The organism is Neorhizobium sp. S3-V5DH (assembly GCF_004343065.1).
Taxonomy (GTDB): Bacteria; Pseudomonadota; Alphaproteobacteria; order Rhizobiales; family Rhizobiaceae; genus Neorhizobium; species Neorhizobium huautlense.
Window position 1 is genome coordinate 113,528 of sequence record NZ_SMCL01000014.1, and the last position, 15,691, is coordinate 129,218.

17 protein-coding genes and 2 pseudogenes are annotated in these 15,691 nt (G+C 61.6%); 5 read left to right on the top strand and 14 right to left on the bottom strand.

What is annotated here, in order from left to right; all coding sequences use genetic code 11:
• Positions 1-23 precede the first annotated feature (23 nt).
• Positions 24-998, top strand: a complete 975-nt coding sequence (locus EDE09_RS18870) for an ABC transporter substrate-binding protein (protein WP_132412366.1) — start codon at positions 24-26, stop codon at positions 996-998.
• The gene (locus tag EDE09_RS18875; protein WP_132412368.1) at positions 970-1,650 is read left to right on the top strand and encodes an ATP-binding cassette domain-containing protein; all 681 of its coding nucleotides are present in this window, start codon (positions 970-972) and stop codon (positions 1,648-1,650) included. The genes EDE09_RS18870 and EDE09_RS18875 overlap by 29 nt, the downstream gene beginning before the upstream one ends.
• A gap of 75 nt (positions 1,651-1,725) precedes the next feature.
• Here EDE09_RS18875 and EDE09_RS18880 read toward each other — a convergent pair whose 3' ends face one another.
• From EDE09_RS18880 to EDE09_RS18900, 5 genes are read right to left on the bottom strand one after another with little or no spacing between them, the layout of a single operon-like run.
• Positions 1,726-2,568: an ABC transporter permease gene (locus EDE09_RS18880; RefSeq protein ID WP_132412370.1), complete on the bottom strand. Its 843-nt coding sequence runs from the start codon at positions 2,566-2,568 to the stop codon at positions 1,726-1,728.
• Positions 2,565-3,278, bottom strand: coding sequence for an ABC transporter ATP-binding protein (locus tag EDE09_RS18885; RefSeq protein WP_132412372.1), 714 nt, complete (start codon positions 3,276-3,278; stop codon positions 2,565-2,567). The genes EDE09_RS18880 and EDE09_RS18885 overlap by 4 nt, the downstream gene beginning before the upstream one ends.
• Positions 3,279-3,285: 7 nt before the next feature.
• Entirely contained in the window at positions 3,286-3,747 is a 462-nt protein-coding gene (locus EDE09_RS18890) for a hypothetical protein (RefSeq protein ID WP_207914866.1), read from the bottom strand.
• Between the two features lie 15 nt (positions 3,748-3,762).
• Entirely contained in the window at positions 3,763-4,728 is a 966-nt protein-coding gene (locus EDE09_RS18895; protein WP_132412374.1) for a YVTN family beta-propeller repeat protein, read from the bottom strand.
• 1 nt (position 4,729) lies between these two features.
• Positions 4,730-5,914, bottom strand: a complete 1,185-nt coding sequence (locus EDE09_RS18900; protein WP_132412377.1) for an ABC transporter substrate-binding protein — start codon at positions 5,912-5,914, stop codon at positions 4,730-4,732.
• 149 nt (positions 5,915-6,063) lie between these two features.
• Here EDE09_RS18900 and pedF point away from each other — a divergent pair, with 149 nt between their 5' ends.
• Complete coding sequence (gene pedF / locus EDE09_RS18905; RefSeq protein WP_132412379.1) at positions 6,064-6,750, top strand: cytochrome c-550 PedF; 687 nt, start codon at positions 6,064-6,066, stop codon at positions 6,748-6,750.
• Between the two features lie 5 nt (positions 6,751-6,755).
• The gene (locus EDE09_RS18910; RefSeq protein ID WP_132412381.1) at positions 6,756-7,652 is read left to right on the top strand and encodes a transporter substrate-binding domain-containing protein; all 897 of its coding nucleotides are present in this window, start codon (positions 6,756-6,758) and stop codon (positions 7,650-7,652) included.
• Between the two features lie 2 nt (positions 7,653-7,654).
• On the opposite strand, the pseudogene EDE09_RS18915 reads toward EDE09_RS18910, so the two are convergent.
• The 3 genes and pseudogenes from EDE09_RS18915 to EDE09_RS18925 form a co-directional block, all read right to left on the bottom strand.
• Positions 7,655-8,209, bottom strand: a pseudogene (locus EDE09_RS18915) (FAD:protein FMN transferase); the annotation flags it as partial.
• Between the two features lie 14 nt (positions 8,210-8,223).
• Entirely contained in the window at positions 8,224-8,529 is a 306-nt protein-coding gene (locus EDE09_RS18920) for a hypothetical protein (protein WP_132412385.1), read from the bottom strand.
• A complete protein-coding gene (locus EDE09_RS18925) occupies positions 8,526-10,616 on the bottom strand; it encodes a 4Fe-4S binding protein (RefSeq protein ID WP_132412387.1) in 2,091 nt (696 codons plus the stop codon). Before EDE09_RS18925 ends, EDE09_RS18920 begins: the two co-directional genes overlap by 4 nt.
• A gap of 111 nt (positions 10,617-10,727) precedes the next feature.
• Between EDE09_RS18925 and EDE09_RS18930 the strand changes: the two genes are divergently transcribed.
• Positions 10,728-11,495, top strand: coding sequence for an ABC transporter permease (locus EDE09_RS18930; RefSeq protein ID WP_132412389.1), 768 nt, complete (start codon positions 10,728-10,730; stop codon positions 11,493-11,495).
• Between the two features lie 30 nt (positions 11,496-11,525).
• On the opposite strand, the gene EDE09_RS18935 is transcribed toward EDE09_RS18930, so the two are convergent.
• The 6 genes and pseudogenes from EDE09_RS18935 to cpsB form a co-directional block, all read right to left on the bottom strand.
• Entirely contained in the window at positions 11,526-13,019 is a 1,494-nt protein-coding gene (locus tag EDE09_RS18935; RefSeq protein ID WP_207914867.1) for a HAMP domain-containing sensor histidine kinase, read from the bottom strand.
• A complete protein-coding gene (locus EDE09_RS18940) occupies positions 13,016-13,738 on the bottom strand; it encodes a response regulator (RefSeq protein WP_132412391.1) in 723 nt (240 codons plus the stop codon). The genes EDE09_RS18935 and EDE09_RS18940 overlap by 4 nt, the downstream gene beginning before the upstream one ends.
• A 210-nt stretch (positions 13,739-13,948) precedes the next feature.
• Positions 13,949-14,218, bottom strand: coding sequence for a hypothetical protein (locus EDE09_RS18945; RefSeq protein WP_132412393.1), 270 nt, complete (start codon positions 14,216-14,218; stop codon positions 13,949-13,951).
• 78 nt (positions 14,219-14,296) lie between these two features.
• Entirely contained in the window at positions 14,297-14,527 is a 231-nt protein-coding gene (locus EDE09_RS18950; RefSeq protein WP_132412395.1) for a hypothetical protein, read from the bottom strand.
• A gap of 150 nt (positions 14,528-14,677) precedes the next feature.
• On the bottom strand, positions 14,678-15,406 hold the full coding sequence (locus EDE09_RS18955; RefSeq protein ID WP_132412409.1) for a hypothetical protein: 729 nt from the start codon (positions 15,404-15,406) through the stop codon (positions 14,678-14,680).
• A 105-nt stretch (positions 15,407-15,511) separates the two neighbouring features.
• Positions 15,512-15,691: pseudogene (cpsB, locus tag EDE09_RS18960) on the bottom strand (mannose-1-phosphate guanylyltransferase/mannose-6-phosphate isomerase); the annotation flags it as partial.

A 15,691-nucleotide genomic window follows, 5' to 3' on the forward strand; every position in this document is an offset into this window, starting at 1 on the left:
GCCTAGTCAAGGGGAGGAGAACCATGACATTCCTGAAATCACTTGCCGGCGCCGCAGTCGCCGCGCTTCTTTCCAGCATGCCGGCATTTGCCGAAACGCCCGTGGTGAGGGCGGCACTTCAGCTTTCGGGCACCGTGAACTGGGAAGCCGCCACCATCCGTCACTACGGTTTCGACAAGGCGAACGGGTTCTCGATGGAAGTCACCGATATCGCCGGCGCCCCCGCGGCCCAGATCGCGCTCATCGGCGGCGAGGTGGACATGATTGTTTCCGACTGGCTTTGGGTGGCGCGCGAGCGGGCCGCCGGCCGCGATTTTGTCTTCATTCCCTATTCGCGCGCCGTTGGCGGGCTGATGGTGCCGGCTGACAGCCAGGCCAAGAGCCTTGCCGACCTGAAAGGGCAGAAGATTGGCGTCGCCGGCGGCCCGGTCGACAAAAGCTGGCTCATCCTGCGCGCCTATGCGCAGAAAGTGGAGCATTTCGATCTTGCCGGCACGACCGAGCAGGTCTTCGGCGCTCCGCCGCTGGTCTACAAGGCCGCGCTCGACGGCGAGGTGCAGGGCGCCCTGAACTTCTGGAATTTCGGCGCCCGGATGCAGGCGGCGGGCATGCGCACGCTGCTTGGGGTAAACGAGGCCGCCGTGGCTCTCGGCCTCGATCCCGAAACGCCGCTCGTCGGTTATGTGGTGCGTGGCGAGGTCCTGAAGGCTCATCCCAAACTCGGCGAGGCGATTGCGGCAGCCTCTCGCCAGGCAAAAGAGAAGCTTTCCGCCGATCCGTCGGCTTGGGACCGCATCCGGCCGATGATGCGGGCGGAGACCGATGCGGAGTTCGAGGCGCTGAAAGCGGGCTTCCTGGCGGGCACGCCGAAGCAGGGAGCGGTCGACGAACGGGCTGCGGCGCGGATGCTGGCGCTGATGACCGAACTTGGTGGTACCGATCTGGTCGGTGATCTGAAAGAGCTGCCCGATGGCGTCTTCCATCACCCCGGCAGCTGAGCCTGTCCTCAGGCTCGATCTTCAAAGCGGCGGGCCGGGCGGTGTGCTCGGCTCGATCGCGCTTTCGCTGGCGCCGGGAGAGACGGTGGCGCTGACCGGCCCGTCAGGCATCGGCAAGACATCGTTGCTGCGCATCATCGCCGGTCTCGACCGCAGCTTTACCGGACGTCGTCGGGTGACGGCCCGGCTGGCCATGGTCTTTCAGGAGCCTGTCCTCCTGCCATGGCGTACGGCCATTGAAAATCTCAAGGTCGTCGCCCGGATTTCCCATGAGGAAGCCGGGCGCTGGCTGGAGGATGTGGGGTTGGCGGGACTGGGAGATCGCTTCCCGGGCATGCTTTCCCTCGGACAGCAGCGGCGGTTGTCGCTGGCGCGAGCCTTTGCCTGCGCACCGGACCTGCTGCTGATGGACGAACCCTTCGTCAGCCTCGATCCGTCGCTTGCCTCGGAGATGATGGGCCTGCTCGAACGTCTGATCGCCGACCGTCCCTGTGCAACGCTTCTGGTCACCCATGTGCGCGCCGAGGCCGAGCGGCTTGCCGGACGCATTCTCCGGATGGAGGGTCGCCCGGCACGGATCGTCGAGGAGGATCGGAAGGTCGGGGCGTTTTTTCAGTTGTCGGCGGCCGGCGGGACGATGTCGAGATCGTAGTCGCCGCCCCGCATTGTCGGGCGGCGACGAGGCGCAGACACTTCTCCTCCAAGGCGGTGTCGAGCGCTCAGCGCGTCATGCCTTTCGCGCGGTCATCCCGCGTGCAGGATCGTAGCCCCAGACGGCGACAAGGCCAAATACGACGAAGGTGGCGAGCGTGACGGCAAGCGCCGTTGCATTGCCCTTGGCATAGAGGGCAAAGCGGATGAGTTCGACGGCATGGGTGAAGGGGTTGAGCGCGCAGAGGTCTCTCAGCCGGGGAGAAGCCTCGGCCATCTTCCATAGCGGGTAAAGGGCGGACGAGAGGAAGAACATCGGGAAGATGACGAAGTTCATCACGCCGGCGAAGTTCTCCAACTGTCGGATGAAGGAGGAGAGCAGCAGACCGAGCGCGCCAAGCATCATCGCTGGGGCCGCCATCGCCGGGGCTGCCAACAGGTAGCCGAGCCAGGGAAAACGGATGCCGTAGAGTGCCGCGATCGCCAGGAAGGCATAGGCCTGCAGCATTGCGATCAGACTGCCGGCCAACAGGCGGCAGCCAAGCAGCCACCAGCGTGGCAAAGGTGCCGTCAGCAACAGCCGCATCGATCCCATCTCCCGGTCATAGACGAGGCTGAGGGACGACTGCACGCCGCTGAACAACAAGATCATCCCGACCAGTCCCGGCACGATATAGATCTCATAGGTTATGTAGGTCTGGTAGGGCGGCGTGATCGACAGCCCGAGCGCGGCCCGAAAACCGGCAGCGAAGACGAAGAGCCAAACGAGTGGCCTCACGAGCGCCGCAATCAGCCGCCCCCGCTGACTAAGGAACCGCAGCGTCTCCCGGTGAACGATCGCCCGCAATGCAATGAAGGGATGCGGCTTGAGGAAGCCGGCGGTTTCAGACCCCGCCACAGGAAACGCCTCCACCGTCATGCCTGATCTCCTGTAAGCGCGAGGAAGCGTTGGTTCAGATCGTCGCCGCCGATGTCGCCAGCCTCGCCGTCCGCCAGCACTCGGCCGCGATGGAGGATGACGAGGCGGTCCTGAGCTCGTACCTCATCCACGAGATGGGTTGACCAGAGCACCGTCAGCCCCTCTGCTGCAAGATCGTGCACGTGCTGCGTGATGGCGGCGCGCGAGGCTGCATCGAGCCCGACCGTCGGCTCGTCCAGCAGCAGCACCTTCGGTCGGTGGACGAGGGCACGGGCGATCTCCATGCGCCGCCGGTGACCTCCATTGAGTTTCGCGGCTTTTTCCCCCGCACGCTCCGCCATGCCGAGTCTGTCGAGCGCCGCCATGGCTCGGCTTTCCGCCTCCCGCCCGGAAAGTCCGTGAAGGGCCGCGAAATAGAGCAGGTTGCGCTTGACGGTCAGGTCAAGATCAAGCGTCGAGGCCTGGAACACGACCCCCATACGAGCGAGTGCCGCGCTCGGCTCGCGACCCATGTCATGACCCGCGATGGAGATGCGGCCCGCTCGTGGCGAAAAAAGCCGCGTGAGCACGCCGAACAGCGTCGATTTCCCCGCTCCGTTCGGTCCAAGCAGAGCACAGAAGCGGCCAGGTTCAACGGAAAAGGACACCCCATCCAGGGCGTGCCGGGCGCCCCAGTCGTGGCTGATGTCTTCTACCGTCAAGCCGCTCATGTCCTGCTCATTCTATGGTGATCGAGACCTGTTGCGTATCGCCCTTGCTGCCGGGCACCTTGAGATAGTAGCTGCCCGGCTTGATGGCGACAAAACTGATTTCCGCCTCGCCTCCCTCGTCGAATTCAATGGAATCGACGCCGAGCGGCCGGATCTCAATGCCCTCGATGACGATCTCATTGACCCAGATGGCGCGGAAGAAGCCGGCCCCCTCGAGCGCCAGTTCCTGGCTGCCGTCCGCCTTGATTTCCAGCGTGTAATATCTGCCGGACTTCAGCCTCAGCGGACCCTTGGCAACCGGCTGACCTGCCGAGAGCGTGAGCTTCGGCAGCGCTTCGCGATTGGATTTTGAAAGGATGCCAGCAAGACCCATGCCTGCCTTGCCCTTGTTGTCGTCATCGTCGTCCGCCAGCGCTGCGAAGGGCATGGCGGCAAGCGCCAGGGCTGCCAGAATTGCGTTCTTCATCATGTCCTCTCTCGATCGTTATGGCCGGGCAGCCGCGCCCCAGGGGAAGCGCCCAACCTTGATGGATTTCACAGGCTCCAGCGACGCCACGTCGATGATGGTCACGTCGCCGGATACGCCGTTGGTGGAGAAAAGCTGCTTGTGGTCGGGCGAGAAAGCGAGATGCCAAACCCGGCGCCCGACAAGGACATAGGTCCTTACCTGGAACGTATCGGCATCGATCACTGCCACGTGATTGGCGGGGCCTAGCGCCACGAAGGCGGTTTTGCCGTCCGGGGTGAATTCGAAACCCACGGGCTGGACAAGATCGGCTTTGATGCCCGTGATCTCAAAGCGGATCTTGGCCTTCTCGGCCTGTGTTGCGACGTCGAAGACGGTGATCGTGCCGCCGATTTCCGACGAGACCCAGAGTTCTGCTCCACCCTTGGCGAACTCGGCATGACGCGGACGGGCATCGACAAGCGTGTTGGCGAAGATCTTCTTGGTTTCGGTGTCGATCCAATGCGCCATATTGGTCGTTTCCGATGTGGTGATGACGATCTTGCCGTCCGGCGAAACGGCCATGCCCTCGGGCTCGATGCCGACATTGACCTGGGCCACCACCTGCCGGGTCTCGACGTCGACGACCGTCGTTACCGCGTCATCCTCATTGGCGATCCACAGATGCCTGTCGTCGGGCGCGAGTACAAATTGCTCCGGGTCCTCGCCGGAGGGCAGGTCGTGCAGGATCTTGCCGGTGGCGGGATCCATCACCTGAACCGTGTCGCTGTCGGATGCACAGATATAGACGCGGCTGCGGTCGGAATTGAAGGTGATCCCACGTGGCCTTTCGCCGGTCGGGATGGTGCGTACGACTTCCAGGCGCACCGTATCGATGACGGAAATGGTATCGTCCTTTTCGTTTGTCACCCAGATCTCCCCCGCGCTCGCCTGAAGAGGCGTGGTGACCAGCAGAGATGCAATCAGCAGAGCCGGAAATCTCATCTCATCCCCCAAAGGCGGTACAGGCGCTTTCGGGCCGGTCGAGGCCCAGCGTGTCCATTTCGTTGGTCTGGTGCAGGTAGCCGTCGAGCGGTGCGAGCTCGACCAGCGCGCGGGCATTGATGACGGCCATCGGCTGGCGGAGTTGGCCGTCCCAGTCGCGATAACTGAGGCTGCGGCCCTTGAAGCCGTCGAGGGCGAATTTGGCGGACAGGATGAAGTCGCGCAGAACGACCAGATCGCCGGAATTGGTCCGGGTGACAGCCTCGCCGATGGTGCGAACCGCCGCCCAGGCGGCGTAGTCGCGCGAGCCCATCTCGCGGCCCGTTGCCTTTTCGAAACGATTCTGGAGCTGCACTGCGGCCCATTGCTCAAGCACCGGCGCCCATCCTTCGCCCCGCAGGCCCTCCGAACCGGCGACCGGACGTGGCAGCCATGTGTTGTCTTGCACGTAACGTCCGAAATCATCGGCCTCGTCGGCAATCAACAGGACGTCGTGATCGGGAAAGTCCTGGGTGAACAGCGGAATCTCGCGACCTGCGGCGCGCCGCAAGTCCGTGTTGAAGGTCCAGTCCTTCTCGGCAAGGATGTCGACGCCGAATTTCTGCGCCGAGGTGCGCAAAGTGTCGGCAAAGGTCCGGTCCTCGGGCTTGGGACCGACGATCAGCACCGTGCGGGTCCAGCGCCGCGCTTTGAGCGCCTGCATCAGCGCATCGGTGCGCATGGCGTCTTCCGCCACGGTGTGAAGCATATTCACGCGGCAATCCACGTCGCGAAGCCGCTTTGCGCCGGACGATACGTTGAAGAGCAGGGCACCTTTGGCTTCGGCCAGGTCGGCCACCGCCAGAATGCCTTCCGGCGGCGCGTCGAGAAACAGGATTTTCGACGAGGTAAGCGCCTTGCGGGCCGCCGCGAGGAAATCGCCCCCGGGCTCGACCGAGACGAGTGCGAGGCTGTAGTCGTGCCCCATGAAGCGGCCGGTCGTTTTCGTGTCCGCCAGCGCGACCTCTGCCCCTGCAATGCCTCGGTCCTCCGGGATTGGATCGAGATTGGAAAGGACCGGCGGCGGCTGGATTTCCTGCCTCAGGTAAATCATCGGTATTACGATTTCGGCCGTGGCAGAGGAAGCCCAGCTGAAGATCGCGGCCGCGAGCCACAAACCTTTCTGATTCCTGAAGCTTTCCGCCATGTCGCATCCTCCCTGCATCAGAATGGCGGCATGCGCGGATGCCCGAAATACGACCTTGGTGCCATGGGTTGTCGCGACCTAGGTCGCATATCGCGCCGCACCCCTGCTGCCTTACAAAATGCCGAGTTGGAAATGCGAGGGAGGACCGCATGACGGCCAATAGCATTCGCGGCGGGATCGCCGCTTTCATCCTCATGGCGACGACCGGTCTGGTTATCGCCCACGGCGATGTCGCGCCGCAGCCGGTCAATACGGAGGCGTTGCCGGAGGTGGGCGAGGAGTGGCTGACCGAAAACCCCTATCGCGAAGCAAAAGCCGGCCACGAGGTGTGGCTGAAGGCGGTCGAGATCGGGGCATCCGGCTTCAATCAGAATTGTGCACGCTGTCATGGACTCGGCGCGGTTTCTGGCGGTCTTGCGCCCGATCTGCGCCTCCTCGAAGCAGAGGAGTACGGTGACGAATGGTTCATCGAGCGCTTCCGTCACGGCTACATCCAGGATGGCACGACCAAGATGCCGGCCTTTGGCGATATCCTTGGCCAGAAGGCGGCCTGGGCCATCCGCACTTATGTGGAGACCCGCCCGGAGGATGGGGCGTTGGATCCCCATGCGAAGCGCCTGCACGAAATCCGCGACGAGCTTGGCAGCGGCAAGGTCGCCGATACTGCGGCGCTCAAGAAGGAGCTAGAGACGATCGCCACCGACGTGAAGACGGCCTCCGGAGCGCCGGTCGCCGACAGTGTCACCTATGAGGCGGCGCGTATCCTCTCCGACAAGCCCGAAAGCTGGAAGAAGGCCGCGGAGGTGCTGACTGTCGGCCTTTCGGCCACACAGTAACCGCCATGATTCGTTGCGCCTTCTTTGCCCTGGCAATCGGCGTAGCCCTTCCGGGCGGCGCCGCTGCGCGTTGCGAGGGTTATGTGCCTCAGGCCAAGCCGCAGAACACATTCGCACAGGATGTCGGCCGCGAATTCGACCGGATCATAGAAGAGGGCTGGATCGAGTTCGCGGTCTATGCGGACTATGCGCCCTGGTCCTACGAGGAGAAGGGGAAGGCGGCCGGCGTGGACGTCGATGTCGGACGGTTGATCGCAAAGGCCTTAGGGGTGGAAGCAAAATTCCGTCTCGTTACGGCTGGTGAAAATCTCGAAGCCGACCTGATGAATTATGTCTGGAAGGGTGCAGCCATCGGCGGTCGCGTCAGCGATGTCATGCTGCATGTGCCTTATGACAGCGAGCTTGTCTGCCGCATCGAGCAGGTGACCTTTACCGGACAATATGCGACCGAAAACATAGCAATCGCCTATCGAGGCGCCGATTACGAGGAGAAGGCGCCGACCCCGCCCTTCTTCCGGTTCGATCCGGTTGCCGTCGAAAACGACTCGATCGCCGATTTTTATCTCACGTCGCTGATTGGGCCCGCAGGCAAGATCAACCGATATCGGTCTACCGCGGCCGCCATGGATGGACTCGCTGCAGGAGATACCAAGGCGGCGATGGGACCGCGCGCCGAACTGGAGGCGGGGCTTACCCGTCATCCGGACGGCGGGCTGAAGGTGCATTCGCCCCCACTCGTGGGTTTTGCGCGAGGGAACTGGACGATAGGCATCGGCGTGAACTTCCAGCACAAGGATCTCGCCTACGCGGTCGATGATGCTATCGATAAGGCACTTGCTGACGGGCAGATCAGCCGCATCTTTAGCCAATATGGCCTGACCTTCACACCGCCGCAGCGTTAGCGTCAGAAGGTGGAGACGTCGCCGGCGGCATCCACCGCCGTCACGCGCATCAACCCGCCGATCCGGCTAAGCGTTGTGCGGATTTCATCAGCGGTCATCAGGCAGAAGGCCGTCGAGAAACCGTCTGCCATCGCGGCATCTTCCGTTTCCACCGAGATTGTTGACCAGCAGGGCCGCTCGCCATGGGGACCGAGGATATGAAAGACATCGCCGAGCCTCATGGCGGATGGACTTGAGGTTGCGATGGCGGTGCCTGTGAGCCGGCGTATGGCGACCTGGCCCAAAACGGGATCCTCGATGGAGACGCTGAACGGTCCGCCGAGAGCGGCAAACTCTCCCATCTCCACAAGGGCCTGTGCGTAACCTGCCTTCCCCAGGAGATGACGCACCCGGTCGGCGGCGTAACCCTGGGCGATGCCGTTGAATGTCAACGCCTGGCCTTTGCCCAACCGAATGGACGGATCGAAGCGCACCCGTTCCCAGCCTATCGTCGCACGCGCCTGCGCGATGTCCCGGCCCTCGGCGAGAGCGCGCCAGAGCGGCTGGACCGTCGGGTCGAACCGTCCGCCCGTTACCTGGTGGACGTGATCGGCAAGACGGAGAAGATCGAAAGTGCCTGGGGCGCGCTATCGAGATGGCCAATGGCGTTCAATCGGTTGAGGGCCGAATCCGGCTTGAACAGGCTTGCTGCCGCCTCGACCTCGGCAATCGTCGTTCCGATCATGTCTGCGACATGCCGGGAAAGACCGCGAGGGCCGCGCAGATCCACGCGCACCGTACCGCCGAGCATGTCTGCCTGCCAGGTCGTCACCTCTGCGCGCGCAGGGCCGGGGAAGGCAACGGCTGCGGCGATGAACAGGAAGCGGCGGCGGTTCATGCCGGGATCTCCACCCTGGTCACCGGATTAGCCGCGCGCTTTCGATGCGCCAGCACCCGCGGCACGCATTGCGTCGCATCGTCATGGATGGTCACGCAATCGAGGCATTGGAAACATTCGGAATAGGCAACGCGTCCGGTCTTTCGGATCGCGCCGTACGGGCAGCGCACGTGGCAGAGTTGGCAAGGAGAACCGCATTCCAGGCGGCGGGGTATCCAGTTCCGCGTGCGAAGCAGCCCGCCGAGAGCCATGATCGCGCCAAGGGGGCAGATATAGCGACAGAAACCCTTGAAGGTCACTGCGGCGAGAAATAGCCAGAAAGCGGCATAGGCGACATAGTACCATTCGCGGTGGAAAAAGGTTGTGACCGCCGTCTTGAAGGGCTCGATCTCCGCTGCGATTTCGGTCTTTTCGGGCGCGAAGAAGGTGACCGCGACCAGACCTGCCAGCGAGAGCCATGGACCGGCCTTTAATCGTCTGTCCCAGATCGGCGAGGGGTTCCATTGCGGCAGCCGGAGCAAGCGGCCTGCATGATGAGCGAATTCCTGCATGGCGCCGAACGGACAGAGCCAGCCGCAGAAGAGGCCGCGTCCCCACAACACAAATCCAAGGATGGCAGCCCCCCAGACCATGAGCGAAAAGGGATCGTAGAGCAGGACCGCCAGGTTGCCGCCGCTACTGATCGTCCGGAGAGCGGCGAGTGGCGTGACGATCGACAACTGGCCCTGGCCCCACCAGCCGACGAACCCCACAACAACTGCCAAAAGAGCAAGCCGCGCCGGACGCAGCACCGTCGGCGCGGCGAGTTGATGCATGCCGGGGCCGACTGCGCCGAACACGCCCGCAAGCAGAATGCCAAGCGCCGCGAGGTCCCATTTCCGGTCTACGATTGCCGCCTGCCAGGGTGGTCGCACGCTGGATGTTTCCGGCCGGACGAAAAAGGCGGGATCAGCCTTGAGAGTGATCAGGAACTGGGCCGAACCCATCTCCGGCTTCAGCATGCCATGGGCGCGCACGGCTTGGGCGGAGAGTATCCAGTCCCGCGTGGGATCGAAGCCGAGGCGGCGGTCGATCCTCAGGATCATCGTCGTGCCGTGCGGCACGCCCGGTCCGGTTTCGACCATCATGTCGGCATCACGCAGGGCAACAGGCAGACCATCCTGAGCAGCCGAAAGCCGGTCGGGCGCCGTGTTGCGCACGAAATCCGCCGAAACGAGGCCATGGCGGCCGGCGTCGATGACCAGCACGGGTTCGTCGTCCGGGCTCACGCGCAGCAGGCGTTGAAGATCGGCAAAACTTTCCTTGCTCAAAAGGGCCCGGGCAATTGCGGGAGGGCCGATATCCACCACCCAAAGATCAAGGAAGAGCCCCTCCGGATCAGCGGCTGCCTCCGGGTCATCATCCGCCCATTTCGTGCCCGCGAAGGCCTCATCGAGCTTGGCATTCGTCACCTTGAGATGTCTAGCCAGCCCCCGTTCGACGAGCGTCGTCCAATCGAGTTTCGCATCGACCGACGGATCGGGATGCACGGGCGGGCCGCTTGTCACGCCCTGCATCTTCTCCCGCGCGACCGCGAGCGTTGCGGCCAGGATCGTTTCATGGGCGATGCGGACGGAAGCCGTGGCTTTGGTTACCCCATCGAGATAGACGAGACTGGAGCCGCCCCCGGCCTCGCCATAGGGTGTGCCGACGACGAGCGCCTCCCGGATCGAGTGCCCCCGATATTGTTCGAGAAAAGCGCGCAACGGTGCTTCCCCAAGGCCGGATACGAAGATTGGCTCGTTGTGGGCGATGAGCCGCACATCGAGGAACCGGCCCTCCCTGTCGATCAGCACCAGCATGTTGATCGGAGCTCCGGAAAACCCCGGAAGGGGAGCGAGCGGACCGGTCTCGAAGGCGTAACCTGCCTGCGTTCCACCGGAATTCAGCAGTGTCCAGACGCCGTTTTCATTCAGCTGCTCGCCAAGCGCATAAGGGGGTACGATCAGGTTTGCGAGCGCTTCACGGCTGAGCGGCGCACCGGCCGCGCGGCCGGAGAAAAGCATGCAGAAAACAAAAAAGCTCAGTAGGGCCAGGCGTCTTCCCATGCGCAATCCTCCCAGCCAGATTTCTATGCAGCGCGCGAGAGGTCGCCATACGACCAAGGTCGCGGATCGGACATGCGGTTCGGCCGCTATAGTTGGTTCGGGAGATTTCAGATGTCGCAGAAGAGCCTCGAAGACCGGTTGCAAGGGAGTGTGTTCCTTCTTTCCCTCAGCCTGTTCGGGCTGTTCTGGGCCGTCCTCGCCGCCTTGAAAGCGGACCCGACCGTCCTTCCCGGGCCGGTCGACGTCGCGCAGGTATTTTGGTCGGAGGCCGCGGCCGGTCGATTGCCGAGAGAACTGTTCGCGACACTTCTGCGCGTCGTCGTCTCATTCGGACTTGCCATGGCGGCGGGTTGCCTGCTCGGTTTCCTGCTCGGGCGCCACCGGATTCTCAACCGCTGGGCTGATCCTTGGGTGACGATCTTCATGAACCTGCCGGCGCTGGTGTTGATCGTGCTCTGTTACCTTTGGATCGGGCTCAACGAGCTTGCGGCGATCGTCGCGGTGACGCTCAACAAGACGGCGATGGTCATGGTCACCATCCGCCAAGGCGTACGGTCCTTCGATCCGGCGCTCGATGATCTGGCATTGGTGGCCCGGCTTTCGCGCGGGGAGCGTCTTCGGCACCTGGTCCTGCCGCAACTGGCACCCTGGCTGGCGGTCGCCGCACGCAACGGCATTGCTATCATCTGGAAGATCGTGCTCGTCGTCGAATTTCTTGGCCGGTCCAACGGGGTTGGTTTCCGTATCCACCTGTATTTCCAGCAGTTCCAGACGGCCCACGTGCTCGTCTATTCACTCTCGTTCGTCGCTGTCATGCTGATCGCCGAGCACGGGATCATCCAGCGCTGGGAGGCACGGGCGGCGAGTTGGAAACGTTGACCTTGGTTGACCATTGCCGGCCATGGCAACCTATAACGTCCATTGCGCCGCCATCGCATCCTGTCGATGTCGGATGTTTGCACGGTCCATTTTCGGTAGATGCACGCATACCATCAGGCCTGGATTGTTGGACGACAGCTCTATATCCCCTCCGTGGTGCCGCACGATCGCCCGGGCGATCGACATTCCGAGGCCGATACCGCCGGTTTCCCGATTGCGTGACTTCTCCATCCGGAAGAAGGGAGAAAACACTTTGTCCCGCATTTCCTCCGGAATGCCAGGACCATGATCCTTGACGAGAATGTCGAAGCCGGTCGCGGTTTCGACGATCGATACGCTCGCACTGCCACCATACCTGACTGCATTCTCCACGAGATTGCGTATGGCGCGGCGCAATGCCCCGGGACGGCAGCGATAGTGGGTTTTCTTGCTTTCCGTGAATTCGACCTTGTGGCCCAGATCGCCCAGGTCGTGACAAATACTTTCAACCAGCGCACACAGATCGACCGTACGGGTTTCCTCGGTGGATGCCTCGCCCTTGGCAAAGGCTATGGTCGCTTCCGTCATCGCCTGAATTTCATCGATCGTATCGAGCATTCGATGCTGGACGTCGGGATCCGACACGAATTCAGCCCGCAGCCGCAGTGAAGTCAAAGGCGTTCGCAAATCGTGACCGATCGCCGCAAGCATCCTGACCCTGTCCTCGACATAGCGGTGCAGCCGCTGCTGCATTCGATTGAAGGACACGGCTGTCAAGCGGATGTCGTCGGGCCCGCTTTCGGGAATAGGTGGGACGTTCTCGCCGCGCCCGAGCGCGTCGGCTGCGACAGCGAGCTGGCGCATTGGCCGGGTGATGCGCGCTGTCGCAAGAATCACGATAACGGAAAGGGTGACGGCGCTCAGCGCGAATGAATAGAGCGATGGCGAACGCCACCAGGGCGTTCCTACAGACTTGAAATAGGCCGTATTTAGCCAAAGGCCGCTCTTGAGCTGAACGGCCATTCCCATTCCCGAGCCGCTGCCGTTCGACGTCACGAGATCGGTGTATCTGGCGGGCTGATCCAAGGGCCAGAGCGTGCCGCCAGCTTGAATCCATTCAGGCATCCCGGCGGTGGCGCTGATTTTGGTCTCTACGCTTCGTGCCGCTTCCAATTGTCCCGAAGCAGAGCCAAGACCCCATTCAGGAGGCAGGGCCACAGCGTTGCGGATCGGGCGGACGAGGTGCGAGGTCGCGCTGCGCCGCCAGGCAACAAGATCTGCCGGTGGACCAGTTGTCAGCCAAAAACGAGTGGTGGATGTCTCGCTGGCTTGCAGTACCTCTTCGCGAAGTTCGGTAGGAATGACCTCCATGAGTCGGGTAATCGAACCCGTCCGTGTGAAAAACTCGCTTTTGGAGGCCGCCTTCAGCGCCTTGTCCTGCTCATCCCACGAGATGAGAAACGAAAGCACTTGCGAGGCGACGAGCGCTAAAAGAATAAAGCCTATGAATTGTCTGGCCAGACTTCGTTTCCACCATGAGATCATGACTTCACCACGCTTGCCGAAAGGCTGTAGCCGCCGCCCCAATGGGTTTTGATGATGGCCGGATTTTTGGGATCTGCTTCGACTTTCTTGCGCAGGCGGCTGACCTGATTATCGATGCTGCGGTCGAAGGGGTCGGCGGTTCTTCCCGAGGTAAGATCAAGGAGTTGGTCCCGGCTGAGGACCATTCCGGGATGATCGAGAAACGCTTTGAGCAACCGGAATTCGACCGTGCTCAATGCTACACCTATACCATCGCTGTCGGTAAGTTCCTGCCGGGCGAAGTCCAAGGTCCATTGATCAAAACGAATAGTGCTTCCCTTGATCGGCTCACTCTGTCGCGCTGCCGTCCCCTGGACGCGACGCAGGACAGCACGGATCCGTGCAAGCAGTTCGCGAGGATTGAAGGGTTTGACAAGATAATCGTCCGCACCGATTTCTAGACCGACGATGCGATCGGTGTCTTCCGACATCGCGGTGAGGAAAATGATGGGGGTTGCCATGGATGCGCGAAGCTGCCGGCATATGCTGATGCCATCCTCGCCGGGCATCATGATATCGAGCACGATGAGGTCGATGGCCTCGCGCGCCAAGATCTCACGCAGCGTCTCACCGCTTTCGGCCAGACTAACCCTGTAGCCATGTCTTGTCAGGTACTGGCCAACCAGATCCCGGATGTCATGATGGTCATCCACGACGGCGATATGCGGCGAAGTCTCCATTGCAATTCCCACGAGATTCAATTCGATCGCCCCCGCCATCAAATTTGACCGGAAAAGGTCAGCCCATTTACATAACCACGAGCACGGCTTTTCCTCACCGAAACCGCCGCCCCACCAGCCATCTGCGTGGGGTGGCGCAGAGTGACTGCTGGGACGCTTCGGCCGGTAACCTCACAACAGCGTGCGGGGTTGAGGCCATGTCATTCGGTTCTAGCGCGAGAGGCCTCCTTGGTCGCCGCTACTGTCGCTGCTGTCGCCGATTTTCCGGTCGTCGCGGGTGGTGTTCCATGCGAATGAGCCGGCGCCCGACCTCGGAAAGTAGAAGGTCTTGCTGTGATCGCCAAGAGAATTGCGTCCCGGCGAGGTTGCCGCGGCCGGCGACTGGCGCTGAACGCCTTCGTAATAATCGCCCTCGGCAAGGGCCGGAGTGGCTAGAGCTGCGGATACAAGCAAGAGGGTGATGCTAGTGGTCTTGATCATTGGTTTAAATCCTTGTGCTTTGATTGCGCTTGAGTTTGCGACCGTGTGGCAATCGGGGTCTTGAATGAGCTGCGGGGATTAGTTGGGCCGAAACGCACCTTCGTAATAGTCACCGCTGTCGAAGATGCGGCGGTCGTCCCGGCTGGTGCGAGAGCCGAAAGGCGTTTGCTCGGAGCTGCGATAGCTGTCGCTTTCGACGCTGATGCTATTCGTCTGGGTCCGGTCCAGCCGGTTTTTGCCGTCTTCTGCGAGCGTTGCGCTGGCGAAAGATAGGCCTGCGATAAGTGCGATGATGAGATGCCTGAACATGTGTTTCCTTTCTCATTAGCCGTACCTCTGGGGTACGAGAAAGGAATAACCCTCATTTGTCGCACAGCTATGCCGCGGTGCACCAAAATTGTATCAAAGTGTCACGGGCCTTTAGGCTGTCCGCCAGTTCGTTGAGCGGCTTCGTCGCTGTCAACGACGGCCGAGCTGACGCTTCACAAAACTGTCGGCATGGGGGTCCGCGTAGTGATATAGCGCGGTCGCCCTGACAGCGCCCTCATCAACCGGTTCGTTGGTGTGAATACTGCGGTAGCCCCAAAACAAATAAAGCGCTCCCGGCTGCATCGACACCCTTTTAACTTTTCCATTGGACGCGCGGGCGCGCAGTACCCGTTGCACCAGGGCATTGTCGAGCACGACCTTGTCGGCCAGGTTGAAGACGTAATTGGATCTGATCTGTCGGGTGTTCGGGATAATCAGGAAGTCCCCGCGTTTGCCGGTCGCCGGAATCTCAACAGGTATCAACGCTGTCAGTATGTAAGAATCATAGTGAAACATCAGAGAATGTTTCGCGACGCTCTCTCCTGTAAGGCATCGAAGGATTTGGTGAAATTTGACAACTGGCGCCGGTTGTCCGGTGCCTACCAAATAAAGTCGGGAAAAAAGATCCCTGAATGGCTTAGAGCCAGCAAGCTCATCCAGTCCGGACCCGTCAAGCTCATCGCTTCGCAATGAAACGGATTGATGACCGCCACGTGCAATGGCTTCGGCGACAAACTCCCTCATTTTCTGGAGGTCGTCCGTGGCCAGAAAATCCGGCAACCAGAAAATTCCGTCTTCGTTTATCCTTGTTGCGATATCACGGACGGCACTGTCTGACAGATTGGAGAGCCAGGTATTCGCATTGCTGAGAAAAGACATAGCGGGTTCCAGTCAGTAGCGGTTTATGTCCTTGCCAATGTAAATCGTAAAATGCCGGGTGGAGTGCGACGCGGACTCAGGCTCGATCTACGAACCAACCTCCCCTCACCCTCTTCCGAACTCGTCCACAATACGGATGATGTCGTCTTCGCCGAGATATGATCCGGTCTGGACCTCGATCATTTCGAGGGTGATCTTGCCTGGATTGGCGAGGCGATGGACCTCGCCCTGGGGGATGTAGACGGATTCGTTTTCGCGCACGATTTTGATCTCGTCGCCGATCGT

Bases quoted from the DNA above. Each gene is read 5' to 3' on its own strand.
- EDE09_RS18895 (WP_132412374.1), bottom strand. From the start codon at position 4,728: ATGAGATTTCCGGCTCTGCTGATTGCATCTCTGCTGGTCACCACGCCT.
- EDE09_RS18910 (WP_132412381.1), top strand. From the start codon at position 6,756: ATGATTCGTTGCGCCTTCTTTGCCCTGGCAATCGGCGTAGCCCTTCCG.
- EDE09_RS18935 (WP_207914867.1), bottom strand. From the start codon at position 13,019: ATGATCTCATGGTGGAAACGAAGTCTGGCCAGACAATTCATAGGCTTT.
- EDE09_RS18945 (WP_132412393.1), bottom strand. From the start codon at position 14,218: ATGATCAAGACCACTAGCATCACCCTCTTGCTTGTATCCGCAGCTCTA.
- EDE09_RS18900 (WP_132412377.1), bottom strand. From the start codon at position 5,914: ATGGCGGAAAGCTTCAGGAATCAGAAAGGTTTGTGGCTCGCGGCCGCG.
- EDE09_RS18890 (WP_207914866.1), bottom strand. From the start codon at position 3,747: ATGATGAAGAACGCAATTCTGGCAGCCCTGGCGCTTGCCGCCATGCCC.
- EDE09_RS18940 (WP_132412391.1), bottom strand. From the start codon at position 13,738: ATGGAGACTTCGCCGCATATCGCCGTCGTGGATGACCATCATGACATC.
- EDE09_RS18875 (WP_132412368.1), top strand. From the start codon at position 970: ATGGCGTCTTCCATCACCCCGGCAGCTGAGCCTGTCCTCAGGCTCGAT.
- EDE09_RS18925 (WP_132412387.1), bottom strand. From the start codon at position 10,616: ATGGGAAGACGCCTGGCCCTACTGAGCTTTTTTGTTTTCTGCATGCTT.
- EDE09_RS18955 (WP_132412409.1), bottom strand. From the start codon at position 15,406: ATGTCTTTTCTCAGCAATGCGAATACCTGGCTCTCCAATCTGTCAGAC.
- pedF (WP_132412379.1), top strand. From the start codon at position 6,064: ATGACGGCCAATAGCATTCGCGGCGGGATCGCCGCTTTCATCCTCATG.
- EDE09_RS18885 (WP_132412372.1), bottom strand. From the start codon at position 3,278: ATGAGCGGCTTGACGGTAGAAGACATCAGCCACGACTGGGGCGCCCGG.
- EDE09_RS18880 (WP_132412370.1), bottom strand. From the start codon at position 2,568: ATGACGGTGGAGGCGTTTCCTGTGGCGGGGTCTGAAACCGCCGGCTTC.
- EDE09_RS18920 (WP_132412385.1), bottom strand. From the start codon at position 8,529: ATGAACCGCCGCCGCTTCCTGTTCATCGCCGCAGCCGTTGCCTTCCCC.
- EDE09_RS18930 (WP_132412389.1), top strand. From the start codon at position 10,728: ATGTCGCAGAAGAGCCTCGAAGACCGGTTGCAAGGGAGTGTGTTCCTT.
- EDE09_RS18870 (WP_132412366.1), top strand. From the start codon at position 24: ATGACATTCCTGAAATCACTTGCCGGCGCCGCAGTCGCCGCGCTTCTT.
- EDE09_RS18950 (WP_132412395.1), bottom strand. From the start codon at position 14,527: ATGTTCAGGCATCTCATCATCGCACTTATCGCAGGCCTATCTTTCGCC.